Here is a 23,353-nt window from a genome sequence, read left to right as displayed (position 1 = left end):
TGCCATGATCAGAGACCCTTTCGAACGACTCGGCCTGGACCGCGAGGTCCTCACCGTCAGCCAACTCAACGGCCGCGCCCGGGTGCTGCTGGAAGACGTATTCCGCAGCGTCTGGGTGGAAGGCGAGATTTCCAACCTCGCCCGCCCGGCCTCCGGCCACATGTACTTCACCCTCAAGGACAGCGGCGCCCAGGTGCGCTGCGCGCTGTTCCGCCAGAACGCCACGCGGGTCCGCCAGGCCCTGCGTGATGGCCTCGCGGTGCGGGTGCGTGGCAAGGTCTCGCTGTTCGAGGGGCGTGGCGACTATCAGCTGATTCTCGACACCGTCGAACCGGCCGGGGATGGCGCCCTGCGCTTGGCGTTCGAGGCCTTGAAAGAAAAACTCGGCGCCGAGGGCCTGTTCAGCGCCGAGCGCAAAAAGCCGCTGCCGGCCCACCCGCAGCGCATCGGCATCATCACCTCGCCCACCGGCGCGGTGATCCGCGACATCATCAGCGTATTCGGCCGCCGCGCCCCGCAGGTCGAACTGAACCTGATCCCCACGGCGGTACAGGGCCGCGAGTCCATCGCGCAAATCGTGCGCGCCGTACAACTGGCCGACAGCCTCGGTTTCGATGCGCTGATCCTGGCCCGTGGCGGCGGCTCGCTGGAAGACCTGTGGAGCTTCAACGAGGAAGCTGTGGCACGTGCCGTGGCCGCCTGTGTCACGCCCATCGTCAGCGCCGTCGGCCATGAGACCGACGTGTCGATCTGCGATTTCGTCGCCGACGTACGCGCCCCCACGCCATCGGCCGCCGCCGAACTGCTGGCCCCCGACAACAGCGGCCTGCAGCAACGCCTCGACGGCCTGCAACGGCGCCTGCTGCTGCGCATGCAAAACCGCCTGAGCCACGACCGCCTGCGCGTGGAATCGCTGGCCCGACGCCTGCGCCATCCGGGTGAGCGCCTGCGCCAGCAAGCCCAGCGCCTGGACGACCTGGACATGCGCCTGCGCCGCGCCTTCTTGAACACCCTCAACCAGCGCCGCGAGCGCCTGGGGCGCCTCGACACGCGCCTGGCCGCGCAACACCCGGGCCGCACCCTGAAGCTGCTCAACCAGCGCCTGGACAGCCTCGCCGAACGCCTGCCTCGGGCCATGCGCGAGGTGCTCAAGGACCGTCGCCAGCGCTTCCAGGCACAACTGCAGACGCTGCAAGTGGTCAGCCCGCTGGCCACCCTCGCCCGCGGCTACAGCATCCTGCTCGATGAGCGTGGCCAGGCCATCCGCAGCGCCGAGCAAACCCACAACGGCCAGCGCCTGACCGCCCGCCTCAATGAAGGCGAACTGCAGGTGCGCGTCGAAGACAACCACCTGACGCCCATCACCCTCTCACTACTGGATTGACCCATGCCCCGCCTGTTCGCGCCCCTGCTCGCCCTTTCCCTGCTGTTGCTGGCCAGCGGCGCCCAGGCCAGCTATATCACCCGTGCCTTGAACAAACCGGTGCCCGGCGGCGTGGCGGTGGTCGATCTAGGGCCCGGCAGCGCAGCGCCGAACGCGCGCTTTGACGGCAAGCCGGTGCTGGTGGTCAAGGAGCAGGACAACTGGCTGGCGATCGTCGGCATTCCGCTGACCCAGAAGCCCGGCACCGCGGTGTTGAGCCAAGGTGGCCGCAACCTGCCCTTCACGGTCGGCAGCAAGCAGTACCCCGAGCAGCGCATCACCCTGAAGAACACGCGCCAGGTCAACCCAAACCCGGCCGACCTCAAGCGCATCGACCGCGAGCTGGCCGAGCAGATCAAGGCCTACCGCAGTTTCAGCCCGACCTTGCCGAGCAACTTGATCCTCGACAAACCGGTCAGCGGCCCGCTGTCGAGCAAGTTCGGCGTGCGCCGCTTCTTCAACGGCGAAGAGCGCAACCCGCATGCCGGGCTGGACTTCGCCGTGCCGGCCGGCACGCCAATCAAGACCCCGGCCAATGGCCAGGTAATCCTGGTAGGGGATTACTTCTTCAATGGCCGTACCGTGTTCGTCGACCATGGCCAGGGCTTTATCAGCATGTTCTGCCACATGTCGAAGATCGATGTGAAGGTGGGGCAGGCGTTGCGTCGCGGCGATGTGGTGGGCCGGGTTGGCTCGACCGGTCGAGCTACCGGGCCGCACATGCACTGGAATGTCAGCTTGAACGATGCGCGGGTCGACCCGGCCATCTTCATTGGTGCGTTTCAACCCTGAGATCGGCGCCAGCCTTTTCGCGGGCAAGCCCGCTCCCACAAGGCTGGCGGCGCAGCTCAGATCCCTGTGGGAGCGGGCTTGCCCGCGAAGAGGCCGGGCCAAACACCCCCACTTCCCTTGTCTTGCGCCATCAAAAAGTACCGCGCAAAAACCTCAAAGCCTTGCCGCAATAAGCGCTACAAAATCTCGCTATATAGCTTTTTTTAAGCATTCCTCTCAATTTTTTACGAACACTTGCCATCCCTCACCCCACTGGTTAGGGTTGAGGCATGAAAACCTTCAGCACCCTCATTCTGCTCCGACAACATCGCAGCCTCTGCCTGGTCAGTGCCCGACTACCAGGGTGAATCGCGTCGCCTCGCCTTTTCATCTCGTTATTGCTCGGCAGGCCCGATCTCGGCCGCATACAAAAGGATTGCTTCCATGACCATGCTCAAAGACCCTTCGAAGAAATACCGCGCGTTCCCGACCATCGACCTGCCTGACCGCACCTGGCCGTCGAAAACCATCACTGCAGCGCCGATCTGGTGCAGCTCCGACCTGCGTGATGGCAACCAGTCGCTGATCGAGCCGATGGATTCGGAGAAGAAGCTGCGTTTCTGGAAGACCTTGGTGCAGGTTGGCGTCAAGGAAATCGAAGCCTCGTTCCCGTCCGCTTCGCAAACCGATTTCGACTTCGTCCGTACCCTGATCGAAGACGGCCACATCCCGGACGACACCACCATCCAGGTGCTGACCCAGGCCCGCGAAGACCTCATCGCCCGTACGTTCGAATCGCTGCGCGGCGCCAAGAAGGCCATCGTCCACCTGTACAACGCCACCAGCCCGTCGTTCCGCCGCATTGTCTTCAACCAGGACAAGCAAGGCGTGAAAGACATCGCAGTGAACGCGGCCAAACTGTTCGTCAAGTACGCCGCCCAGCAGCCGGAAACCCAGTGGACCTTCCAGTACTCGCCTGAAACCTTCAGCGCCACCGAACTGGAATTCGCCAAGGAAGTCTGCGACGCGGTCATCGAGGTGTGGAACCCGACCCCTGAGCACAAGCTGATCCTCAACCTGCCGGCCACCGTGGAAGTCGCCACGCCGAACATCTACGCCGACCAGATCGAGTGGTTCTGCCGCAACATCAGCCGCCGTGACAGCGTGATCATCAGCCTGCACTGCCACAACGACCGCGGCACCGGCATCGCCGCCACCGAGTTGGGCTTGATGGCCGGCGCCGACCGCGCCGAAGGCTGCCTGTTCGGCAACGGCGAGCGTACCGGCAACGTCGACCTGGTGACCTTGGCACTGAACCTCTACACCCAGGGCATCGACCCGCAGCTGGACTTCTCCGACATCGACGGCGTGCGCAAAGTCGTCGAAGAGTGCAACCAGCTGCCGGTGCACCCACGTCACCCGTATGTGGGCGACCTGGTCCACACCGCGTTCTCCGGCTCGCACCAGGACGCCATCCGCAAGGGCTTCGCCAAGCAACAGGAAGGCGAGCTGTGGGAAGTGCCCTACCTGCCGATCGACCCGGCCGACATCGGCCGCAGCTACGAGGCGGTCATCCGCGTCAACAGCCAGTCGGGCAAAGGCGGCATCACCTACCTGCTCGAGCAGGAATACGGTATCAGCCTGCCGCGCCGCATGCAGATCGAATTCAGCCAAGTGGTACAGGGTGAAACCGACCGCCTCGGCCTGGAAATGACCGCCAAGCAGATCTACAGCCTGCTGCAGAAGGAATACCTCCAGGCCAACGCCCCGTATGCGCTGGTCAGCCACCGCCTGCAGGAAGAAAACGGCCACAGCGCCGTGGAAGTGGAAGTCGCCGGCGAAGGCGAAACCACCCTGCACTGGCGCGGCAAGGGCAATGGCGCCCTGGAAGCCCTGGTGGCCGGCCTGCCGATTGCCGTGGAAATCATGGACTACAACGAGCACGCCATTGGCGCTGGCACCAATGCCAAGGCGGCAGCGTACATCGAACTGCGCGTGGCCGGTGGTCGCCCGGTTCATGGTGTGGGCATCGATGAAAACATCACCACAGCCAGCTTCAAGGCGTTGTTCAGCGCGCTTAACCGCTCGCTGAGCCAGCAGGAAGCCAAAGCGGCCTGATGCGCTTTGTAAAGAAACCGCACCCAGCGTGCGGTTTCTTTTACAGCACCAACCTCACTCAGTATCGGCTGCCAGGTGTATGGTACGCGCCGTAGTTAAATATCCATCGGCCACTATTTCCAGGGAAGTTGTGCCCCTTCATCAAGGCGGCTTCTTGAATCTCACCCCACCCTAATGGCTTTACCGAGTTCGCGCTGGCCACAGTGATAATGGAACTGGTTGCCATCGAGGTCAGAATACAAAGGTCTTCCCTGAATGTCTCACCGCCTATTTGTTTTGTCTTTGCATACTTGAAGAAATCTGCAAAACCCCCGGCCCCCGTGACACAATGGGCATATACCAAATGCATCTGATAAAAATTATAAATTCCAGGCCCTTCAATTTCAATTTTTCGGGAGCGGCCCGTTGACTTGCTGATTCCCTCAGTCGTACTAGACGTTAACTTCCCCCCCACCACACTGCCCAAAAAACCAGCACCTAGGTTGACTTCAGTTTCCATGGAAGAGGTGAATGCGTAACTGTATCCCTCCACAATGGAAACTTCCTCAGCATGAGTAACGCTACTGGGTACCCGCGCCATCCCCAGGTACTCAAGATAGGCCAAGATCGGCGTACTGTAGGTGCCCCAGTTCTGATTCCCGAGATACATATCCCCATAGACCGTATCGCCAAAAATCCAGCAGCCAGCATTGACTTTTCCATCACCTCCATACAGATGTTTCTCAATGTCGTAAAGCCCACGCTTGTGTGGGAAATTATCAATCTGCCTGATCATTTCTTTATCAATAAAGCTCATGCAACATCTCCAGCACGCTTATTTAAATGTAACGATTGAATTTCTCAATCTGCCCAACATCAGCGAGCGACGTCATATCGAAAGCTGATTCCTGCAGTAGCTTCTGCTTAACTGCACTCCACGACTCAGGCTCGACGCTATCCTCAAGTTTGACTGCCAAGAGCCGGTCGAAGCCAAGGGACGACAGCATGATCCGTTGGCTATCAACGCTATGAAATGCCTCAGATAGCGCCTGACTGCCCTGAATTTTTTTTAATGACTTACCCACTGCACAATGGGCATACACCATGTGCATTTGATAGATAGAGAAGTGCCCCGCTCCGCTCAGGGGAATGTCCTTGAAACAAGTACTTGGCTTCGCCCACAGTTTGCGCGGAGATACACCACACACAATACCCGACAGGGCATTGACTCGATCGATACCCGGACTGACTTTGAAGCCTCCCACCACTTCGGAATAAAACCAGCTACTGAAACCACACTGATAGGGTTGGCGATGAACACTCCCTCCCGAGACGGTGCCTTGCACCATCTCACAATGCGCCAGATACGCATAAACCGGCCGAGTGAAGCACTCCAGTGACTTTCCGTGAACGTGTATAGCGCCTAGAACCGTATCACCGCCTACAAAAACTCCAGACTCGCCTACACTCAAGGAGTAAAGACTTCGCTCTATTTCATACGACCCATTAAATCTTACTGATGCGTAATCACTCATTACTGACGCTCCGCGATCAAAATTGGCGCATCATCATAGCCATCACGTTATGGCATAAATAATCGGGAAAGAGTTCTCACCCCGTTTGAATAAGCTCCATGAGCAGAGGGCTGACTGCATTAAGATTGAAAGCATCAATGCACTGCACAACAGCAGGCATTAAAGATACTCTTCACTGAATGCTGGAAAAGTGCGGCTGCGATTGATTTCTCGCAGGGAAATAGGTGTAGACCACTAAGTCGCTGCCACAGCAACTTCAGCCAAGATGCTTCTTCACACTTAAAAAAGGTTCTTCACGGAATCCCGGGAAAGACAGAAACAAGAACGGCGGCTTGATAGATGATGATTAACTGGGTTCGAGTGGATGAGGCCAACCGCCTGCGGCATGACAAACTTCCACGCAAGCTCATCAAGCAAGCGCAGTGGCATGGCTTGCTGATGGAAGTGCGTTACCGGCACTGAAGCAGTTTGCTAAACGACGGAGGGGCTACTGGCGCGGATCCTGAGCAGGGGTGCGTTTGCCCATGCACACTGGACAGCTAGAAGGGATTAACAACCGGATCAAGGTCAAAAAAAGGGGGCGCCGACCAAGCGCCCCATAAGCCGTAAAGCACACAACAAATTCAGTTAGCGTCCAACAACGCCATCGCCTCGGCACTGCACGCCTCGATCCGCGCCCAGTCGCCGTTCTTGATCCAGCTGCTGTCGAGCATCCAGGTGCCACCCACGCACATCACATTGGGCAGCGCCATGTAGTTGCGCACATTAGCTGGGTTGACCCCGCCAGTTGGGCAGAAGCGAATGTCGCCAAACGAGCCGCCAAACGCCTTAATCCCCGCCACGCCACCGCTGATTTCCGCTCGAACAGTTTGGACTGGTGATAACCGACAAGCTTGATGCCTTAAACAGCCAGGCCTTGTGGTTACTTATACCCATCAATCGTCGACATCAAAAAAATCGTTGTGAATTGGATCATTTCACCCCGAAAAACAATTTGTTTAACTCCATCGAAAACAATAGGAATTGACTGTAACGTAGCAAGGATAAATCCTACGACCAGGAAGGACGTTTCGCCCTAGTTAAAATCCATTATCGAAAGCACACTCCAAGGCACCTCGCCATTCACTTCGAATGCGAACTTAAAAGGTGCTTACGATGAACACACTTATAAAAACCCACAACTCAAGCATTACAGAAAACGAAATCATAATTTTAGATGGCGAAGTAACCATACCTCTTGACTACTTACGAAGTCGTTGCACGCTTGAAAGCACCAGCACTTTGATTGCATCAGGCTCTCTGATTGAGGGAATAGGATCAATCCACTCCGATATAGACTGCATCGTGTTGTGCGAAGCTCGCCCTAAGGCGAACGATGTAACCGCAAGCAATCATGCGCTAGTAACTGACATAAACTACCACTACCTGCGCCAGAACAGCGAAGTTCACAACACAACTGACTTCTATGGCACAAGCGGCCTACACATTGATATAGATTACATTACATACACAGAGGTTCATGAAATAATAAAAAAAATCCATACATCCTACAATGAAGTTACGAAAGACCAACGATTCCTATATAGCCCAGTGCTCCTAGAGCGGGAAAACAACGTAATCCATCGAACACTAACCGGGCACCCACTATTTAATATCCCACTATACAGTGAACTTAGATCTCGCATCCCAAAGGATAAACACACCTATCTATCCCATAGAGAAAAGCTGCCGGTATTCTATGCATTCCAAGATATCCAGGGATGCTGGCAATCCGGGAATTTATGGATGGGATGCGAGATAGCACGTGATTTAATGTTCAAATCAACGATGAGTCTTACATTTTTGTCCGGAATGACAAACAAGCACCCCAAGTGGATTTACTCCAATATGCATATGTTGTCTGGGCATGAAGAGCTAAAGAATAGTTTTTTTGAGCTTTCTCGACGTGGAGCACGCTCGGAATCAGAATGCCGTAGATATATCGAAGAAACCCTAAACTATATTGACCGTGTATTCAAAGCATTGGAAAAAATTCTAGGCACCTCAACAAGTTTACCCTCACAGAAAGAATCGCTGGCCGCGTTGGATGAAGAGTTTAACAATAGAAAGCATACAGAGCACAAAGTATCCACTTGTGAGTACTATTTTCGGAAAAAATATTTTGCCGCCGAGGACACCCCCTCATTAGTAAGCCTTTTAAAAGAATGGGACTAAAAATGACACCCATCCTCCCCTACGAAAGAACAATACTTTCTATAAACGTTGGAAGCTCTTCCATAAAGAGCGCAATATTCAATCGAGACCAGCGAGTAGATATCAATATAAATTACATCGGACTAAAAAAACAAACCGTCAAGATCACATTCAAAAACATAACAACGCATGAAAACAAAATATTTTCACTTTTCATCGGCGATGATTTGGATCTTGCTGCATCAACACTTATCAGCCTACTCAATACAGCAATTAGAACTCTTGACTGGAAAAAACCATCCATTATTGGACATCGAGTTAAATTTGCAGGTCATGGTGCTGACATTGAAAAGTTATCACCTAGAATTGAGCAAATACTTGAATTTAACGACTACCTAAGTTCTCGACACAACAAACTTTGCCTATCAGTTATCTCGCATGCGAAATCCTCATTCAAAGAAACTCAGCAATTCATAGTTCGTGACCAAGCAGTTTCTGATCTATCACTGCATACACCCAATGAAATCCCGTTCGAAAGTAAAATTATTCGCCGTTATGGCCTTATCTCGCATGGCTATCACGGACTTGCTTCAAAAGCTTGTTTGAGAACACTAGAAAAAAAGTATGGCATTCCGAATTTTACAGGTTTGCTTACTCAGATTGGCTCAGGCGTAAGCGTGACGGCCATCGTCAACGGCGCCATTTCATATAACAGCATGAAGTTTGCTGCTTGCGACGGGCCGGTTATGCACAACAGATCAGGATCCCAGCCTCTAGGCTTAGTTTTGCGCATGCTTAAATATGGCTTTCCAGCCAATAGGCTTTCTGAAGCTGTTAACCGTAATAGCGGGATTTATGGGCTTTCAGACCTTCCATCTAATAGCACCGTTACTGTCGAAGAAATCCTTGGTGATGAGCAACACAAGGAAGCTTGCGACAACTACCTACTATCAATTGCATGTGAAATATTCAGATTAACCTCAAAGAACAAAGATCTACACCATTTTATATTTTCGGGAGGTCTGGCAACCCGACATCCTTGGCTGGCCCCGAAAATCCTACAGATTGCTAAAATTATAAATCCTGACGAAGCAGATGAGTTGACTCGACAACTAAAAAACGGATCACATACAGCGTCAACCGCTTTCACAGAAATCTATTTGGTTGATATCGACGAACACGAAATAATACGAAACATATTGCTCACACCAAAACCCTCCCCCATCATTTTTGACACAACCGGCTCGATTTGCGAGGTTGCTGGCACTACGATTGGAAAAGTTCTGCATGGTATTACCCCAACTGACTACAGTGCTATTAGCATAAACTTTGCAGATACCCCCTTTGACTTAAAAGCCCCGCCACCCCTGGCCTATATATTTGCAGGAACTGATCGATCCTCCTTTTTTGTTCGGGCCAGCGTCGCAAGATCTCGCGAAATACCGACACTATTCATAAACTCAATCAAAACTGCAAAAAAACTAATTAACCGCTCAATATATCTCGACACCCCAACAAGGACAATTATCGAATATGATTAACTCAATCAGCGAAAGCCTCAAAGAGCTACTCAAATTAAATATTATATCAAAAAGCATATTTGAACATTGCGTAAACATTTCGGAGGAAACTACCAGTTTTTCCAAAATTAACCATGCATTCCTTTACCAAATAGGCGCTCGTCTAGCACAAGAAGGCGATAAGGAAAAATCTCTCACCTGGAAAACGCTTTCACTATGCCAGCTTACTCAGGAAATTATACTCGAATGCAACTTATTAAAAGCGCAAACCCCGCCCAATTATGAATTAGATATAGATACTCAGACCTCCCTTAGACTTCCGTATTTTTACTCAGAAACTGAACACCCTCTCTCTCAGTTATTTGATCACTTAAGCGCCCACACGCCTGACGCAACCATCGTTTCAGTCCTATCAGGACGCTACATGGAGATCCTTCATGAGTTAATTACCTCCTCCAACATGGACTTTATACTCAAGGACATCAAATGAACAACATAAAGTCTATTTCTGATCAAGCCCCACCCACCAAAAGATTGAATTACTTTAACGCATCAGGCATATCAAATAAACTATACACCAAAATATTGGCACATCACGAAGCCATAAACCACAAGAACCTAGACAACTGCATTGTATTTAGCGTAATGCACCTAAGCACCACCGTAAATTTGAGCATTGCCAATCAATGGAGCGGCATTTTTTAGAACCTGTATTTGATACCCAAAAAAAGCTCACTCAATAAGGATCTTTTAGCTCACATCAGTGATCCAACGAGAATAATAAAGTCTCGCTCTCGCAGAAACTTTGAAACAACCGTTGAAGAAGTCTTACGAATATCAGCAACTAGCACCCTTCCAATAATAATTATCGACATAGGGGGCTATTTCGCTCCTTTCATCAATGCAATTCAAGAATCTCTAGGCAATCGCCGTCTCTTGATAATTGAAGACACTGCCAATGGTCACAAAAAATACGAAAGTACTCGCATTTTCAAATCAGATGAACTTTTCAAATCAGTAGCATTTTCGCCTCACAAAATGGCAGAAAATGTCATGGTAGCAAACCTGATAGTTGCGAACCTGCCGTCATTCATACAGTCATGGAACTTACAGAAAAAAATGCTGGTAATAGGCTACGGGCGTATAGGCCGATCATTATGTCTGGGATTGAGGGCTCACGGCGCAAAATCAATATATGTTCTGGACCAAGATGCAACAAGACTTTTCATGGCTGCCACAGAGAATTTCCCCACACTAAACCGCTCAGATATGAATTCATATAACGATTTCTTTGATTATTGCTTTTCGATGTCCGGCGATAAAGGTACTGACTTTCAAGTAGCTCGCCTCTTAAAAAATAACTCCTGGATAACATTTGTCACTTCCTCAGATGATGAACTTTCCCCCGACCTAATCGAAGTGATTGACCTCCAAAACGGTATGTTACAAACTTCTACTAACAAGAAAATCAACATCATAAACCATGGGCACCCAATAAACCTAACAGACGGGGCAATATTTGACACGCGAAACCTTTCTCTTCACTTCACATTCACCAGAATCTTAATAATATGCCTTGAGTTCCTGGAACTCAGCTCGAAGCACCCTGTGCCGGACGATTTGTTTGACGACATAATTAAAGAAATCAAAACTCTAAATAGGCACGGGATCAATCAGTGGAAATAATAAAACTTGCGATACCCCTTACACTGTCGAGAATTGGGGAAATAATCTTATCTTTTCTTTATTTTTCTTTTATTGGCCATATCTTCGTAAACACGCTCGAAGAAGCTTCTATAGCTTGGGCTTTAGTTTCATTTCTCACTGTACTAGGCATAGGCTTCTTTTCTCCGCTAGTGGTAAGGGTGGCAGGTGCGTCCGTAAACAATAAGGCGCATAGCACTGCTTACTTACAAACTACCGCATCCTTACATTATGCCTTGGCAGGTGGCACTATAGTTGCCCTGCTCGCTTTCGCATTCCTACATGCATCTACACCCGCGGGAACAATATCAAATCACACTCCACTCTTACTGCTCACAAGCTTGCCTGCCATCTACATTCAAACTGTAATTTTCAACTTTTTCAATGCCACAGGCAAACCGAAACTCGAAATAATTTTTACGACCTCACTCAACTGCTCTCTACTTATATACATTACATTGACTCTCTGGCTTTCACCTTCCAATACTGTCTTAGATTTCATTGTCGCATACTCCACCCTTCGATGGATCCATGTCGGCTTCGTAGCAACCCTCTACTACCGTGAACTCAAGAAGCAAAACATTGCATTACCCAGTAATACTTCGAAACTCCTAAGATATAAAAACATCTTTAAAGATGGAGTACCTATGGCTGTGTGCTTCGCTGGCGAGAGCGCTGTCTACCTTATCATTACGCTGATCGCCAAAACTCAAGAAAATATAAGTCTACCTGCATACCAAGCCTCGCTTCACTTTATGACGTTTGTATACATGGTGTCGATTGGCAGCGCAACAGCGACAGGTATACTTACCGCACGAGACTACAAAAAAGAATTAAAGAGAAAATTCTGCATTGACTTTCGAAACGGCATGATCTGTGGGGCAGTTTTACTCATGCCACTGATAACTGCATGCCTCTTTTTCGGTGACTTTATCGCAAGCCTCTACACGTCCGACCCTGAAATAAAACTGGACATAGCAAAATGCCTGACTGCGTCAACACCTTTCTTAATATGTGAGTACATCTACATCGTTACTCGCTCCACACTTAGAAGCATGCTTGACTTTTGGATCCCCACACTAATGAGCATAGCCTCATTAAATTTTATCGGAATTGGTTTAATTTATAGCTTAATTGATACCTCACCTGATCCACTGCTTTTTATCTACTATTCTTTATCCTTCTCATCTTTTATTCTAATGCTTCTGCTGCTTTGGCGCTTTCGAGCTAAGTACAACCAGTTTTCCTGCAACTGCGCACAACGCATGAGGGAAGATTAACCCCCCAAAAAAAGGGGCGCCGACCAAGCGCCCCATAAGCCGTAAAGCACACAACAAATTCAGTTAGCGTCCAACAACGCCATCGCCTCAGCACTGCACGCCTCGATCCGCGCCCAGTCGCCGTTCTTGATCCAGCTGCTGTCGAGCATCCAGGTGCCACCCACGCACATCACATTGGGCAGCGCCATGTAGTTGCGCACATTGGCCGGGTTTACCCCGCCAGTCGGGCAGAAGCGAATGTCGCCAAACGGGCCGCCAAACGCCTTGATCGCGGCCACGCCACCGCTGATTTCCGCCGGGAACAGCTTGAACCGGCGATAGCCCAGGGCGTAGCCCATCATGATCTCGGACGGCGTACTGATACCCGGCAGGAGCGGGATATCGCTTTGCACACCGGCTTCGAGAATGTCCTGGGTAATGCCCGGGGTCACCACGAACTGCGCGCCAGCCGCTTCGACTGCCGCGAACATGCCGCGATCGAGCACAGTACCGGCACCAATGCACAGCTCTGGGCGCTGCTCGCGCAGCACCTGAATGGCCTTCAGGCCGTGCTGGGAACGCAGGGTCACCTCAAGGGTACGAATGCCGCCCGCAGCCAAGGCGTCGGCCAGCGGCAGGATGTCTTCCTCACGGGCGATGGTGATCACCGGCAGGATGCGCGCCTTGTCGCAGATCGCGTCGATCCGGGCGGCTTTGTCGGCCATCGAGAGCAGAGTCTGTGGGCGTTCAAGGGTGGTCATGACAGTGGATCCTTGGCTCATGGGCACCAGTAGATGTCCAGGGGGTCGTGAAGAAAGGCGCGTATCGGCATTTCGGTAAGGTCTTCGCCCGCCAGCGCGGCGCGCAGGGTAGCGAGTTTGCCCTGGCCTTGCACGGACAGCGCGGTAAACGCGGCACTGGCCAGCAAGGCGCGGGTCATCGACAGGCGCTGATGCGGCACGCTGGGCGCCAGCATCGGCAGGCAGCGACGGGAGCTGTTTGGGGCCAGGCCGTCGTCCAGGTTGGGGCTGTTCGGGAACAGCGAAGCAGTATGGCCGTCGTCGCCCATGCCCAGCACCAACACGTCGATGGCGGGCAGGTCTGCCAGCGCCTGGTCGGCGTTGGCGGCGGCGCGCTCAAGATTTTCAGCCTGCTGATACAGGCCCATGAAGCGTGCCTTGGCGGCAGTGCCCTTGAGCAGGTGGCGGGCCAGCAGGCCAGCATTGCTGTCGGCATGCTCCACCGGCACCCAGCGCTCATCCGCGAGGCTCACGGTGACCTTCGACCAGTCCAGCGCCTCGGCGGCCAAGCGCTCGAGAAACGGCACCGGGCTGCGCCCACCGGACAACACCACGCAGGCCTGGCCTTTGGCGGCAATTGCCACCCGCAGGCGCTCGGCCACATCCCGGGCCAGCGTTGCGGCCAGGGTCTTGGCATCCGCCAGTTCGTGCGCCTTCACCGCCGCCGGCAGTTGCAGTTCAGATATCGCCATACCACGCCCTCCCATCTCGTGTGATCAGTGCAATCGAGCTCATCGGCCCCCAGGAGCCCGCCGCGTAAGGCTTGGGCGCATCACCTGCGCTTTGCCAGCCGGCGATCAACTGGTCGCACCATTTCCAGGCATATTCAATTTCATCCTTGCGCACGAACAGGTTCTGGTTGCCGCGCATCACCTCGAGCAACAGGCGTTCGTAGGCATCCGGAATCCGCGCGCTGCGCCAGGCATCGGAAAAATTCAGCTGCAACGGGCCGCTGCGCAGTTGCATGCCCTTGTCCAGGCCTTGCTCCTTGGTCATCACCCTTAAAGAAATACCTTCGTCCGGTTGCAGACGGATGATCAGCTTGTTACCCACCTGCAAACGTTGTTCCGGGGCGAAGATGTAGTGCGGTGTTTCCTTGAAGTGGATGACGATCTGCGACAGCTTCTGCGGCATGCGCTTGCCGGTGCGCAGGTAGAACGGCACGCCCGACCAGCGCCAGTTGCGGATATCGGCGCGCAGGGCAACGAACGTCTCGGTGTCGCTCTGCGCGTTGGCGTTGTCTTCTTCCAGATAACCGGGCACCGGTTTGCCGTCGCTGTAACCGGCAATGTACTGGCCACGCACCACACGGGTGCTCAGCCCTTCGCCGGTGATCGGTGCCAGGGCCTTGAGCACCTTGACCTTCTCGTCGCGAATGCTGTCTGCCGAGAGTTCGCTGGGCGGGTCCATGGCGATCAGGCACAACAGCTGCAGCAGGTGGTTCTGGATCATGTCACGCAGCTGGCCGGCCTTGTCGAAATAGCCCCAGCGGCCTTCGATGCCGACCTTTTCGGCCACGGTGATCTCCACATGCGAGATCGAATTCTGGTTCCACTGGGTTTCGAACAGGCTGTTGGCAAAGCGCAGCGCGATCAGGTTCTGCACCGTCTCCTTGCCCAGGTAGTGGTCGATGCGGTACACCCGGTTCTCGGGGAAGAACCGTGCCACGGCATCGTTGACCCGGCGCGACGACTCCAGGTCGTGGCCGATCGGTTTTTCCAGCACCACCCGGGTACGGGAGGCCAGGCCAGCTCTGTCGAGGTTCTCGCAGATGGCACCATAAACGGCCGCCGCCGTGGCGAAATAGGCAATCAAGGGCAGCTCGCCCGGCGACTGCTCAGCCAGCGCCTGGTAGCCCTCGGGCTGGAGAAAATCCAGGTGCTGGTAGCTCAGCCGGCCGAGGAAGCGGCCCAGTGTCGCGGGCTCAAGGTCCGCGTCGGGGACATGCCGGCGCAAATGCGCTTCGATGGTGCTCAGGTGGTCCTGCGCACTGCCGCTCTCGCGGGCCAGCGCCAACAGACGCGTGTCCGGGTGCAGCAGGTCGGCGCGGTCGAGCTGGTAAAGCGCAGGAAACAGCTTGCGCAATGCCAGGTCGCCCAGGGCGCCAAACAGGGCAAAGGTGCAAGGTTCGACACTGATCGCAGCCATGATGTTGGTTCTTTCCTAAAGTTGGTCTAGGAATACCGCTTTCACATACGGTTTTCAAGGGGTAATGTAGTAAAACTAACAACATTACCGACGAGTATTACAGACAAGTGGTGCGCCACACGCACCGACAGTACGATAGACGACCGTGCAAAAGGCCTGCTGCTCCGTCAGCCGGCTGTCTTCCCGACCCAAGGACACACCCATGGACCGCGTGCGAAACCTCCTGGAACAGATCCAGGGACGCCTCGACGAGCTGAACAAGGCCGAACGCAAAGTCGCCGAAGTCATCCTGCTCAACCCACAACAAGCCACCCGGTTCAGCATTGCTGCGCTGGCCCAGGCGGCCAAGGTCAGCGAACCGACCGTCAACCGCTTCTGCCGTTCGTTCGGCGTCAGCGGCTACCCCGAGCTCAAGCTGCAACTGGCGCAGAGCCTGGCCAGTGGCGCTGCCTATGTCAGCCGCGCGGTCGAGGCCGACGATGACCCTGCCGCCTACACCCAGAAGATTTTCGGCAGCGCCATCGCCTCGCTCGACAGTGCCTGCCAGCAACTCGACCCGCAGCAGGTCAGCCGCGCCGTGGACATGATGATCCAGGCCCGGCAGATCCACTTCTTCGGCCTGGGTGCCTCGGCCCCCGTGGCGCTGGACGCCCAGCACAAGTTCTTCCGCTTCAACCTGGCGGTGTCGGCCCACGCCGACGTGCTGATGCAACGCATGCTGGCCTCGGTGGCCCACACCGGCGACCTGTTCGTGATCATCTCCTACACCGGCCGTACCCGTGAGCTGGTCGAGGTGGCACGCGTGGCCCGCGAAAACGGCGCCTCGGTACTTGGCCTGACCGCTGCCGGCTCGCCGCTGGCCCAGGCCTGCAGCCTGAGCCTGCACATTCCGTTGCCAGAAGACACCGACATCTACATGCCGATGACCTCGCGGATCATCCAGCTGACCGTGCTCGACGTGCTGGCCACCGGCATGACCCTGCGCCGCGGCGTGGACTTCCAGCCGCACCTGCGCAAGATCAAGGAAAGCCTCAACGCCAGCCGCTACCCGATCGAGGACGACGAGCTCAACTGAGCCGGTGCGCCTGCAAACGCAAGTGGGCACGCTGCCCCGGGGCCAGGCTGAGGCCCTCGCCACTGCCACTGGCGGCTTCGACACAAACAAAGCCCAGGCACTCGCGACCGCTCACGCCCATCAGCGGGCGATTGCCCGGGTGCCAGACCACGGTATCGTCGCTGTCACCGGTATCGATGCACAGCTCCCGCTGCCAGGCCGGGTCCTGTAGCTGCACCCGCGGGGTGCCCGGGTACACTTTCTGGCAGCCGCCCTTGAGCTTCAGCGCGCCATCTTCGCGGCAGGCCTGGCGGTTCAGGCGGTCGTAACCTTCGATATCCTCAAGCCCAGACAGCGCTATCTCGGACACGTCACTGATACGCCAGTACGCCAGCAGCGCATGGCTCAGCTGGCAGGGTTCGCTGTCCTGGTGCTCGGTGCTCAGGCTCAGCTCCATACGGCTGCCCAGCCGCGCATGCAGGTCGACTTGCCAGTCGCACAGGTCCAACCGCCACTTCAGCGTCACACCCTCTTCATCCTCGCGGCTGTCCACCAGCTTCCAGTCGAGCAGGCGCGCCCAGCCATGGGCCGGCCACAAGTCTTCGCTGGGGTGGCGGCCATACCAGGGCCAACACACCGGCACACCGCCACGAATGGCCCCCACTTGCGGCCACTGTTCGGCGCACCACAGCCAAGGCCGTTCGCCGGCCGGTTGAAAGTGCAGCAACTGCGCACCCTGCCGGCTGAATACCGCCTGGCAACGGGGGTGGTCGATGATCAGCACATCGCGCTGCTGGTAACGCTCCCACTCGAACGTCGGCCGGGGCCGTTGCGAGGAAAAGAAGCGATGTAGCGGATGTTCGGGCATGGTTCAGAGCTCTTGTTGTTTGAGATAGCGCTGTCTCGGCCTATCCCCGACAACCACTGCAAGCCAGTGGATGCCGGGAGCCGAAAATGGATTGGCGTAAATTTACAACAAATGCCCTCAGAATGACGACTGAATCTTCAAGCCCGCGACCAGCGCGTTATCCACCTCATCCACACCACCGGGGCTCTTGATGTACTGAAGGTTCGGGCGCACCGTCAGCCAGTTGGTGACGTGGAAGCCGTAATAGAGCTCGGCGTTGTACTCGGTGCGCTGCAGCGGCACGAAGCCTGGGTTGTCGTAGTCGTTGATGCCGCTCTGGCCATTGAGCAGCTCGGCGCGCTTCTTCACGTCGTCGTTGACGTGGATCCGCGCGACGCCAAAGCCGATGTCATCCTTGGGCCGAGCATCGAAGGCGCCCTTGTACACCAGGCCGACCTGCTGGTAGTTGTCGACCACGTTGGTGGCCTTGTCGTGCACGGTAAAGTTGGCGAACAGGCTGAGGCCACGGTTGACGTCACCGCCGTGGGCCGTGACCTGCTGCTGCGCCACCACCCACCAACCGTGCTTGCTCGAATGCGACTTGAAAGCCGCGCCCGTCAGGGCCTGCGGGTTGCCATTGACGTCGTCGTACACGTCGTCGGCCTTGGCCGTGCTGTAGTAGTAACCCAGGCGGTATTCACCCGGCAGGCCATTGACCTTGGGCGACCACACCGCCTCCACCGGCAGGATCGCACCCTTGGTGCCGCTGCCGCTGAGTTTGAAGCCGTTACCGGTTTCAAGGTTCGAGGGGTTTTGCTCGAAGGCGCCGACCTGGACGAAGAATTCCGGCGTGATGTTGTACTTGACCCGCAGCGCCCACTGGCTGACCGGCCAGTTGTACCAGATGCCACCCACCCAGTTACCTACCTGCGAGCCGCAGAACGCCAGGTTCTGGAAGTCGCAGGGGAAGCTGTTGAAGTCCTCGCCTTCGCCGAAGCGGCCGAACTTGACGTCTAGCGCCCCGTCGAAGTACTTCTGCTTGACCCACATCTGCGTCAGCCGCCAGGTCTGGCCGCGCCCCCACACTTCCTGCACCGAGCTGAATTGCCCGGCACGCGGGTCGCTGATGCGGTCGTTGGACAGGTTGCGGCCGCTGCGCTCGGTGATCGCTAATTTGAATTCGGCATCGTGCCAACCCAGGATCTTCTGCAAGTCCAAGTGCGCGCCAAGGGCAAACTGGTCGCTGTAGCGCGCCGTCTTGTCGTCGTTGTAGCCGCCGTTGAGGTTACCGGCCACTTCGCCGACGTAGTCGAGGGTGAAGTCGTAGCCTTTTTCCAGCAGCTCGGTGCGGGTGCCGCCCCAGTCGCCGGTCATCCATTTTGACTCGCTGGAGAAAGCCTCGGCGGCCTGCGCCCCACTGCTGCCCACCACGGCAAGCAAGGCCAATGAGCCCAAGGTCTTGATGCGATTGCGCTGTTCCATCCCTTTGCGTCCTCTTTTTTCTTATTGATGGTGTAGACGATTCAACGGCTCTTGAAGTGAGTCACGTTGTCCTTCACTGAAGCGTTGGCGGTGCTCACGTCCAGGCGCTCACCGCTGGCGGCGTCGAACAGCAGCACCCGCGCCGGGTCGAATTGCAGGTTGAGGCTATCGCCAACCCGGCACGCCACATCCGGGGCCAGGCGGCAGCAGACCTTGGTCTGGTTGAGGGTGACGAACACCAGCAGGTCAGGCCCGGTGGGCTCGGTCACCTGCACGTCGGCGCGAATGCCGGGCAGGCCGTTGCCCTCCCCCGTGCCAAGGGCGATCTGCTCGGGGCGGATGCCGAGGATGATCTCGCGCCCGTCCAATTCATCACTGGCCAGGCCCAAGGGCAGCTCGCAGCGCGCTTGGCCGCTGTCGAGCAGCGCCAGCAGGCGCCCCTCTTGCCGGGCCAGGCGAGCTGGGATGAAGTTCATCGGCGGCGAGCCGATGAAGCTGGCGACGAACTGGTTGGCCGGGTCGTTGTAGATCTGCTGCGGGGTGCCGAACTGCTGGATGATGCCGTCCTTCATTACCGCCACTTTGTCGCCCAGGGTCATGGCTTCGATCTGGTCGTGGGTGACATACACCGTGGTGGTCTTCAGGCGCTGGTGCATCAGTTTCATTTCGGTGCGCATCTCGACCCGCAGCTTGGCGTCGAGGTTGGAAAGCGGTTCGTCAAACAGGTAGATCTTCGGCCGCCGCGCCAGCGCCCGGCCCATGGCCACACGCTGCTGCTGGCCACCGGACAACTGCGCCGGCTTGCGCGCCAGCAGGTGCTCGATCTGCAGCAGCTTGGCGACCCGCGCCACCTCTTCGTCGATGGCGGCCTGAGGCATCTTGCGAATCTTCAGGCCAAACTCGATGTTCTCGCGCACGCTCATGGTCGGGTACAGCGCGTAGGACTGGAACACCATGGCGATGTCCCGGTCCTTGGGGCTCATGCCGCTGACGTCCTGGTCATCGATCAGGATCGCGCCGCCGCTGATGTGCTCGAGGCCGGCGATGCAGTTCATCAAGGTCGACTTGCCACAGCCCGAAGGGCCGACCAAGATCAGGAACTCGCCGTCCTTGATCGACAGCTGGATGTCCTTGAGGGTGTCCGGCAGGCCGCTGCCGTAGGTCTTGTTCACATTGCGAAGTTCAAGCGTTGCCATGACTTACCCCTTGACGGCGCCGGCCGTGAGGCCGCGGACGAAATACTTGCCTGCCACCACATAGACCAGCAGGGTTGGCAGGCCGGCGATCATCGCCGCCGCCATGTCGACGTTGTATTCCTTGGCCCCGGTGCTGGTGTTGACCAGGTTGTTGAGGGCCACGGTGATCGGTTGCGAGTCGCCGCTGGAGAACACCACGCCGAACAGGAAGTCGTTCCAGATCTGGGTGAACTGCCAGATCAGGCAGACCATGATGATCGGTGTCGACATCGGCAGGATGATGCGGCGGAAAATGGTGAAAAACCCGGCACCGTCCAGGCGCGCGGCCTTGACCAGCGCCTCGGGGATGCTCACGTAGAAGTTGCGAAAGAACAGCGTGGTGAAGGCCAGGCCGTAGACCACGTGCACCAGCACCAGGCCACCGGTGGTGCTGGCCAGGCCGAGCTTGCCGAGGGTGAACGAGGCTGGCAGCAGCACGGTCTGGAACGGCAGGAAGCAGCCGAACAACAGCAAACCGAAGAACAGCTGCGAACCGCGGAAGCGCCACATCGACAACACATAGCCATTCAGCGCGCCAATGGCCGTGGAGATCAGCACCGCCGGTACGGTGATCAAGATCGAGTTCCAGAAGTAACCACTGACGGTACCCCAGGCCTTGACCCAGCCAATGCCGCTGACCACCGTCGGCCAGCTCAGCAGGTTGCCGGTGCTGATGTCTTCCGGGGTTTTGAAGCTGGTCAGCAGCATCACCACCAGCGGTACCAGGTAAAGCACCACCGCAAGCAGCAGTACCGCGTGGATGGCCAGGCGGCCGAGGCTCAGCGCCGGTTTGTCGGCAGGGCTATGCATGGCGTTTGCTCCGCAGCTCCGAGTACAGGTAAGGCACGAGGATCGCCAGGATCGCCCCGAGCATGAGGATGGCACTGGCCGAGCCCATGCCCATCTGGCCGCGGCTGAAGGTGAACGAATACATGAACATCGCTGGCAGGTCAGAGGAGTACCCCGGGCCACCGGCGGTCATTGCCGCGACCAGGTCGAAGCTCTTGATGGCGATGTGCGAGAGGATCATCAGCGCACTGAAAAACACCGGGCGCAGGCTTGGCAGCACCACGGTCCAGTAGATGCGCGGCAGGCTGGCGCCGTCCATCTGGGCGGCGCGGATGATCGACTGATCGACGCCACGCAGGCCCGCCAGGAACATCGCCATGATGAAGCCCGAGGCCTGCCATACCGCGGCGATCACCAGGCAGTACACCACCCGGTCAGGGTCGATCAGCCAGTCCAGGCGAAAACCTTCCCAGCCCCAATCGCGCAGCAGTTTGTCCAGGCCCATGCCGGGGTTGAGCAGCCACTTCCAGGCAGTGCCGGTGACGATCATCGACAGGGCCATGGGGTACAGGTAAATAGTGCGGATGAAGCCTTCGCGGCGAATGCGCTGGTCCAGCAGCACCGCCAGCAACACGCCGATGGCCAGGCTGATGGCGATGAACAGGCCGCCGAACAGCAGCAGGTTCTTGCTCGCCACCCACCAGCGGTCGTTGTCGAACAGCCGCGCGTACTGCGCCAAACCCGCCCACTTGTAGGTGGGCAAGAACGTCGAGGTGGTGAACGACAGCACGAAGGTCCACAGGATGTAGCCGTAGAAGCCGACCAGGACGATGAACATGCTCGGTGCCAGTACCAGTTTGGGTAGCCAGCGCTGGAGAGCGTCCAGGGGTGAGGCCCGCAATTGGGCGGTGGTTGTGGTCATAGATCACCTTAAAGGCGTTGCTCACTTGTGTAGGAGCGGCCTTGCGTCGCGAAAGGGCTGCGCAGCAGCCCCACGGGTAGCCTGCACGCTCTGTCGGGTTGTCTTTTTCTTGAGGGCCTGGGGCTGCTACGCAGCCCTTCGCGACGCAAGGCCGCTCCTACAAGAGCAATGCGCCTGATTTGGAATTGGCTATTGGGCGGCCTTGATCGCCGCTGCCAGCTTCTTCGCCGCGTCGGCCGGATCGGCCTTGGGGTCGTTGATGTAGTTGGTCACCACATCGAAGAAGGCGCCCTGCACGGCCAGCGTGGTGGCCATGTTGTGCGCCATGCTCGGCTGCAGGCCGCCGGTCTTGGCGTCAGCCAGGAAGTCCTTGGCCGAGGTCTGGGCGCAGGCGTCGAAGCCGTACGCGCCCATGTCGGCGAGCATGTCGTTACGCACCGGGATCGAGCCTTTGTTGGTGCTGAACACCTTCTGGAAGTCCGTACCCAGCACCTTCCTGGCGATGTCCTGCTGGCCGGCCGCCGTGCCGGGGTCCTTCTGCTTGAACACCACCAGCGAGTCGATGTTGTACAGGAAGCCATTGCTCGTGCCGGGGAACGGCACGCACTGGTAGTCTTTGCCCGCGACCTTGTTGGCCAAGGTCCACTCGCTCTTGGCCCAGTCACCCATGATCTGCATGCCGGCCTTGCCGTTGATGACCTTGTTCGCCTCTAGGTTCCAGTCCTGGCCTTTGCCGTCAGGGTCCATGTAGGTGGCGATCTTCTTCAGCTCGGTCAACGCCTTGATCATGTCCGGGCCGGTCAGTGTGGCGCTGTCCAAGTCGACCATGGCCTTCTTGTAGCCTTCCACGCCCATCACCGAGAGCGCCACGCTTTCGAAGACAGTGCTGTCCTGCCACGGCTGGCCACCGTGGGCGAGCGGGATGAAGCCGGCCGCCTTGAGCTTGTCGGCGGCGGTGTAGAATTCGTCGAGGGTCGCGGGCGCTTTTTCGATGCCGGCTTTTTTGAAGACCTCGGGGTTGATCCACAGCCAGTTGGTGCGGTGGATGTTGACCGGCACCGCGACGTAGTCACCGTCGTACTTGACGACGTTAGCGACTTTCTGGTCGAGCAGGCTGTCCCATTTTTCGTCCTTCGCCACGTCCTTCAGCACGGCGCTGTCGAGCAAGCCGGTCGCGGCCCAATCCTGGATATCGGGGCCTTTGATCTGCGCGACACCTGGCGGGTTGCCGGCCACCGCGCGGCTTTTCAGCACGGTCATGGCCGTGGCACCGCCACCGCCGGCAACTGCACCGTCCTTCCAGGTAAAACCATCTTTCTCGACTTGCGCCTTGAGCACATCGACAGCGGCCTTTTCACCACCGGAGGTCCACCAGTGCACGACCTCGACATTGCCTTTGGCATCGGCAGCGAGGGCGCTGAGCGGGAACAGAGAAGCGAGGGAAATCGCGGCAGCGAGACGGAGCGTGGAATTCATCGAAGCACCTTTCTTGTTGTTATGCCGTGCAAGTCGGTCGCTTGCGTTGCATGCAGTCTAAGCGGCGTAGCCGACGCGCCAGGTAACGAAGCGATGCG

General features: G+C 56.7%; 20 protein-coding genes and 2 pseudogenes. 10 read left to right on the top strand and 12 right to left on the bottom strand.

The features are described from left to right. Positions 1-4 precede the first annotated feature (4 nt). The 3 genes from xseA (at position 5) to leuA (ending at position 4,312) form a co-directional block, all read left to right on the top strand. Positions 5-1,384: an exodeoxyribonuclease VII large subunit gene (gene xseA, locus HU750_RS01010; protein ID WP_186675752.1), complete on the top strand. Its 1,380-nt coding sequence runs from the start codon at positions 5-7 to the stop codon at positions 1,382-1,384. A gap of 3 nt (positions 1,385-1,387) precedes the next feature. Further along, complete coding sequence (locus HU750_RS01005) at positions 1,388-2,215, top strand: M23 family metallopeptidase (RefSeq protein WP_186675750.1); 828 nt, start codon at positions 1,388-1,390, stop codon at positions 2,213-2,215. Between the two features lie 423 nt (positions 2,216-2,638). Then, entirely contained in the window at positions 2,639-4,312 is a 1,674-nt protein-coding gene (gene leuA, locus HU750_RS01000) for a 2-isopropylmalate synthase (protein ID WP_085272692.1), read from the top strand. Between the two features lie 58 nt (positions 4,313-4,370). Here leuA and HU750_RS00995 read toward each other — a convergent pair whose 3' ends face one another. After that, complete coding sequence (locus HU750_RS00995; protein WP_186675748.1) at positions 4,371-5,108, bottom strand: monalysin family beta-barrel pore-forming toxin; 738 nt, start codon at positions 5,106-5,108, stop codon at positions 4,371-4,373. A 22-nt stretch (positions 5,109-5,130) separates the two neighbouring features. After that, positions 5,131-5,826 carry a monalysin family beta-barrel pore-forming toxin gene (locus HU750_RS00990; protein WP_186675733.1) on the bottom strand — a complete coding sequence of 232 codons (696 nt, stop codon included), beginning with the start codon at positions 5,824-5,826 and terminating at the stop codon, positions 5,131-5,133. A gap of 342 nt (positions 5,827-6,168) precedes the next feature. Between HU750_RS00990 and HU750_RS27455 the strand changes: the two are divergent. Beyond that, positions 6,169-6,404: pseudogene (locus HU750_RS27455) on the top strand (transposase); the annotation flags it as partial. A gap of 45 nt (positions 6,405-6,449) precedes the next feature. On the opposite strand, the pseudogene HU750_RS00980 reads toward HU750_RS27455, so the two are convergent. Next, a pseudogene (locus HU750_RS00980) lies at positions 6,450-6,715 on the bottom strand (beta/alpha barrel domain-containing protein); the annotation flags it as partial. 266 nt (positions 6,716-6,981) lie between these two features. Here HU750_RS00980 and HU750_RS00975 point away from each other — a divergent pair. From HU750_RS00975 to HU750_RS27385, 5 genes are all read left to right on the top strand, one after another. Continuing rightward, positions 6,982-8,040, top strand: a complete 1,059-nt coding sequence (locus HU750_RS00975; protein WP_186675720.1) for a hypothetical protein — start codon at positions 6,982-6,984, stop codon at positions 8,038-8,040. Positions 8,041-8,042: 2 nt separating this feature from the next. Then, on the top strand, positions 8,043-9,560 hold the full coding sequence (locus HU750_RS00970; RefSeq protein WP_186675718.1) for a hypothetical protein: 1,518 nt from the start codon (positions 8,043-8,045) through the stop codon (positions 9,558-9,560). Next, on the top strand, positions 9,553-10,029 hold the full coding sequence (locus HU750_RS00965) for a hypothetical protein (protein ID WP_186675716.1): 477 nt from the start codon (positions 9,553-9,555) through the stop codon (positions 10,027-10,029). Before HU750_RS00970 ends, HU750_RS00965 begins: the two co-directional genes overlap by 8 nt. A gap of 224 nt (positions 10,030-10,253) precedes the next feature. Next, complete coding sequence (locus tag HU750_RS00960) at positions 10,254-11,225, top strand: Rossmann-fold NAD(P)-binding domain-containing protein (RefSeq protein ID WP_186675714.1); 972 nt, start codon at positions 10,254-10,256, stop codon at positions 11,223-11,225. Further along, positions 11,216-12,523: an MATE family efflux transporter gene (locus HU750_RS27385; protein ID WP_186675712.1), complete on the top strand. Its 1,308-nt coding sequence runs from the start codon at positions 11,216-11,218 to the stop codon at positions 12,521-12,523. Before HU750_RS00960 ends, HU750_RS27385 begins: the two co-directional genes overlap by 10 nt. A 59-nt stretch (positions 12,524-12,582) precedes the next feature. Here HU750_RS27385 and HU750_RS00950 read toward each other — a convergent pair whose 3' ends face one another. From HU750_RS00950 to zwf, 3 genes are read right to left on the bottom strand one after another with little or no spacing between them, the layout of a single operon-like run. Next, entirely contained in the window at positions 12,583-13,263 is a 681-nt protein-coding gene (locus tag HU750_RS00950) for a bifunctional 4-hydroxy-2-oxoglutarate aldolase/2-dehydro-3-deoxy-phosphogluconate aldolase (RefSeq protein WP_099453051.1), read from the bottom strand. Positions 13,264-13,280: 17 nt separating this feature from the next. Next, entirely contained in the window at positions 13,281-13,994 is a 714-nt protein-coding gene (pgl, locus tag HU750_RS00945; protein WP_186675710.1) for a 6-phosphogluconolactonase, read from the bottom strand. After that, the gene (gene zwf / locus HU750_RS00940) at positions 13,981-15,450 is read right to left on the bottom strand and encodes a glucose-6-phosphate dehydrogenase (protein ID WP_085272690.1); all 1,470 of its coding nucleotides are present in this window, start codon (positions 15,448-15,450) and stop codon (positions 13,981-13,983) included. Before zwf ends, pgl begins: the two co-directional genes overlap by 14 nt. A gap of 211 nt (positions 15,451-15,661) precedes the next feature. Here zwf and hexR point away from each other — a divergent pair, with 211 nt between their 5' ends. Beyond that, positions 15,662-16,525, top strand: coding sequence for a DNA-binding transcriptional regulator HexR (hexR, locus tag HU750_RS00935; protein WP_172960401.1), 864 nt, complete (start codon positions 15,662-15,664; stop codon positions 16,523-16,525). On the opposite strand, the gene HU750_RS00930 is transcribed toward hexR, so the two are convergent. The 6 genes from HU750_RS00930 to HU750_RS00905 form a co-directional block, all read right to left on the bottom strand. Next, positions 16,518-17,372, bottom strand: a complete 855-nt coding sequence (locus tag HU750_RS00930) for a D-hexose-6-phosphate mutarotase (protein WP_027595669.1) — start codon at positions 17,370-17,372, stop codon at positions 16,518-16,520. The two genes, hexR and HU750_RS00930, sit on opposite strands and share 8 nt — an antisense overlap. A gap of 117 nt (positions 17,373-17,489) precedes the next feature. Then, complete coding sequence (locus tag HU750_RS00925) at positions 17,490-18,833, bottom strand: carbohydrate porin (protein WP_099453047.1); 1,344 nt, start codon at positions 18,831-18,833, stop codon at positions 17,490-17,492. 41 nt (positions 18,834-18,874) lie between these two features. Continuing rightward, the gene (locus tag HU750_RS00920; protein WP_186675708.1) at positions 18,875-20,029 is read right to left on the bottom strand and encodes an ABC transporter ATP-binding protein; all 1,155 of its coding nucleotides are present in this window, start codon (positions 20,027-20,029) and stop codon (positions 18,875-18,877) included. A gap of 3 nt (positions 20,030-20,032) precedes the next feature. Further along, entirely contained in the window at positions 20,033-20,878 is an 846-nt protein-coding gene (locus HU750_RS00915; protein WP_186675706.1) for a carbohydrate ABC transporter permease, read from the bottom strand. Beyond that, the gene (locus HU750_RS00910; RefSeq protein WP_027595665.1) at positions 20,871-21,779 is read right to left on the bottom strand and encodes a carbohydrate ABC transporter permease; all 909 of its coding nucleotides are present in this window, start codon (positions 21,777-21,779) and stop codon (positions 20,871-20,873) included. The genes HU750_RS00915 and HU750_RS00910 overlap by 8 nt, the downstream gene beginning before the upstream one ends. Positions 21,780-21,968: 189 nt before the next feature. Next, the gene (locus HU750_RS00905) at positions 21,969-23,255 is read right to left on the bottom strand and encodes an ABC transporter substrate-binding protein (protein ID WP_186675704.1); all 1,287 of its coding nucleotides are present in this window, start codon (positions 23,253-23,255) and stop codon (positions 21,969-21,971) included. Between the last annotated feature and the right edge of the window lie 98 nt (positions 23,256-23,353).

Origin of the sequence: Pseudomonas sp. SWRI50, from assembly GCF_014269095.1 — a bacterium.
Classification (GTDB): domain Bacteria; phylum Pseudomonadota; class Gammaproteobacteria; order Pseudomonadales; family Pseudomonadaceae; genus Aquipseudomonas; species Aquipseudomonas kermanshahensis.
This window is presented reverse-complemented; position numbering and strand designations above follow the sequence as displayed.

Coding starts and splice junctions, on each gene's coding strand:
- xseA (WP_186675752.1), top strand. CDS start 5: ATGATCAGAGACCCTTTCGAACGACTCGGCCTGGACCGCGAGGTCCTC.
- HU750_RS01005 (WP_186675750.1), top strand. CDS start 1,388: ATGCCCCGCCTGTTCGCGCCCCTGCTCGCCCTTTCCCTGCTGTTGCTG.
- leuA (WP_085272692.1), top strand. CDS start 2,639: ATGACCATGCTCAAAGACCCTTCGAAGAAATACCGCGCGTTCCCGACC.
- HU750_RS00995 (WP_186675748.1), bottom strand. CDS start 5,108: ATGAGCTTTATTGATAAAGAAATGATCAGGCAGATTGATAATTTCCCA.
- HU750_RS00990 (WP_186675733.1), bottom strand. CDS start 5,826: ATGAGTGATTACGCATCAGTAAGATTTAATGGGTCGTATGAAATAGAG.
- HU750_RS00975 (WP_186675720.1), top strand. CDS start 6,982: ATGAACACACTTATAAAAACCCACAACTCAAGCATTACAGAAAACGAA.
- HU750_RS00970 (WP_186675718.1), top strand. CDS start 8,043: ATGACACCCATCCTCCCCTACGAAAGAACAATACTTTCTATAAACGTT.
- HU750_RS00965 (WP_186675716.1), top strand. CDS start 9,553: ATGATTAACTCAATCAGCGAAAGCCTCAAAGAGCTACTCAAATTAAAT.
- HU750_RS00950 (WP_099453051.1), bottom strand. CDS start 13,263: ATGACCACCCTTGAACGCCCACAGACTCTGCTCTCGATGGCCGACAAA.
- pgl (WP_186675710.1), bottom strand. CDS start 13,994: ATGGCGATATCTGAACTGCAACTGCCGGCGGCGGTGAAGGCGCACGAA.
- zwf (WP_085272690.1), bottom strand. CDS start 15,450: ATGGCTGCGATCAGTGTCGAACCTTGCACCTTTGCCCTGTTTGGCGCC.
- HU750_RS00930 (WP_027595669.1), bottom strand. CDS start 17,372: ATGCCCGAACATCCGCTACATCGCTTCTTTTCCTCGCAACGGCCCCGG.
- HU750_RS00925 (WP_099453047.1), bottom strand. CDS start 18,833: ATGGAACAGCGCAATCGCATCAAGACCTTGGGCTCATTGGCCTTGCTT.
- HU750_RS00920 (WP_186675708.1), bottom strand. CDS start 20,029: ATGGCAACGCTTGAACTTCGCAATGTGAACAAGACCTACGGCAGCGGC.
- HU750_RS00915 (WP_186675706.1), bottom strand. CDS start 20,878: ATGCATAGCCCTGCCGACAAACCGGCGCTGAGCCTCGGCCGCCTGGCC.
- HU750_RS00910 (WP_027595665.1), bottom strand. CDS start 21,779: ATGACCACAACCACCGCCCAATTGCGGGCCTCACCCCTGGACGCTCTC.
- HU750_RS00905 (WP_186675704.1), bottom strand. CDS start 23,255: ATGAATTCCACGCTCCGTCTCGCTGCCGCGATTTCCCTCGCTTCTCTG.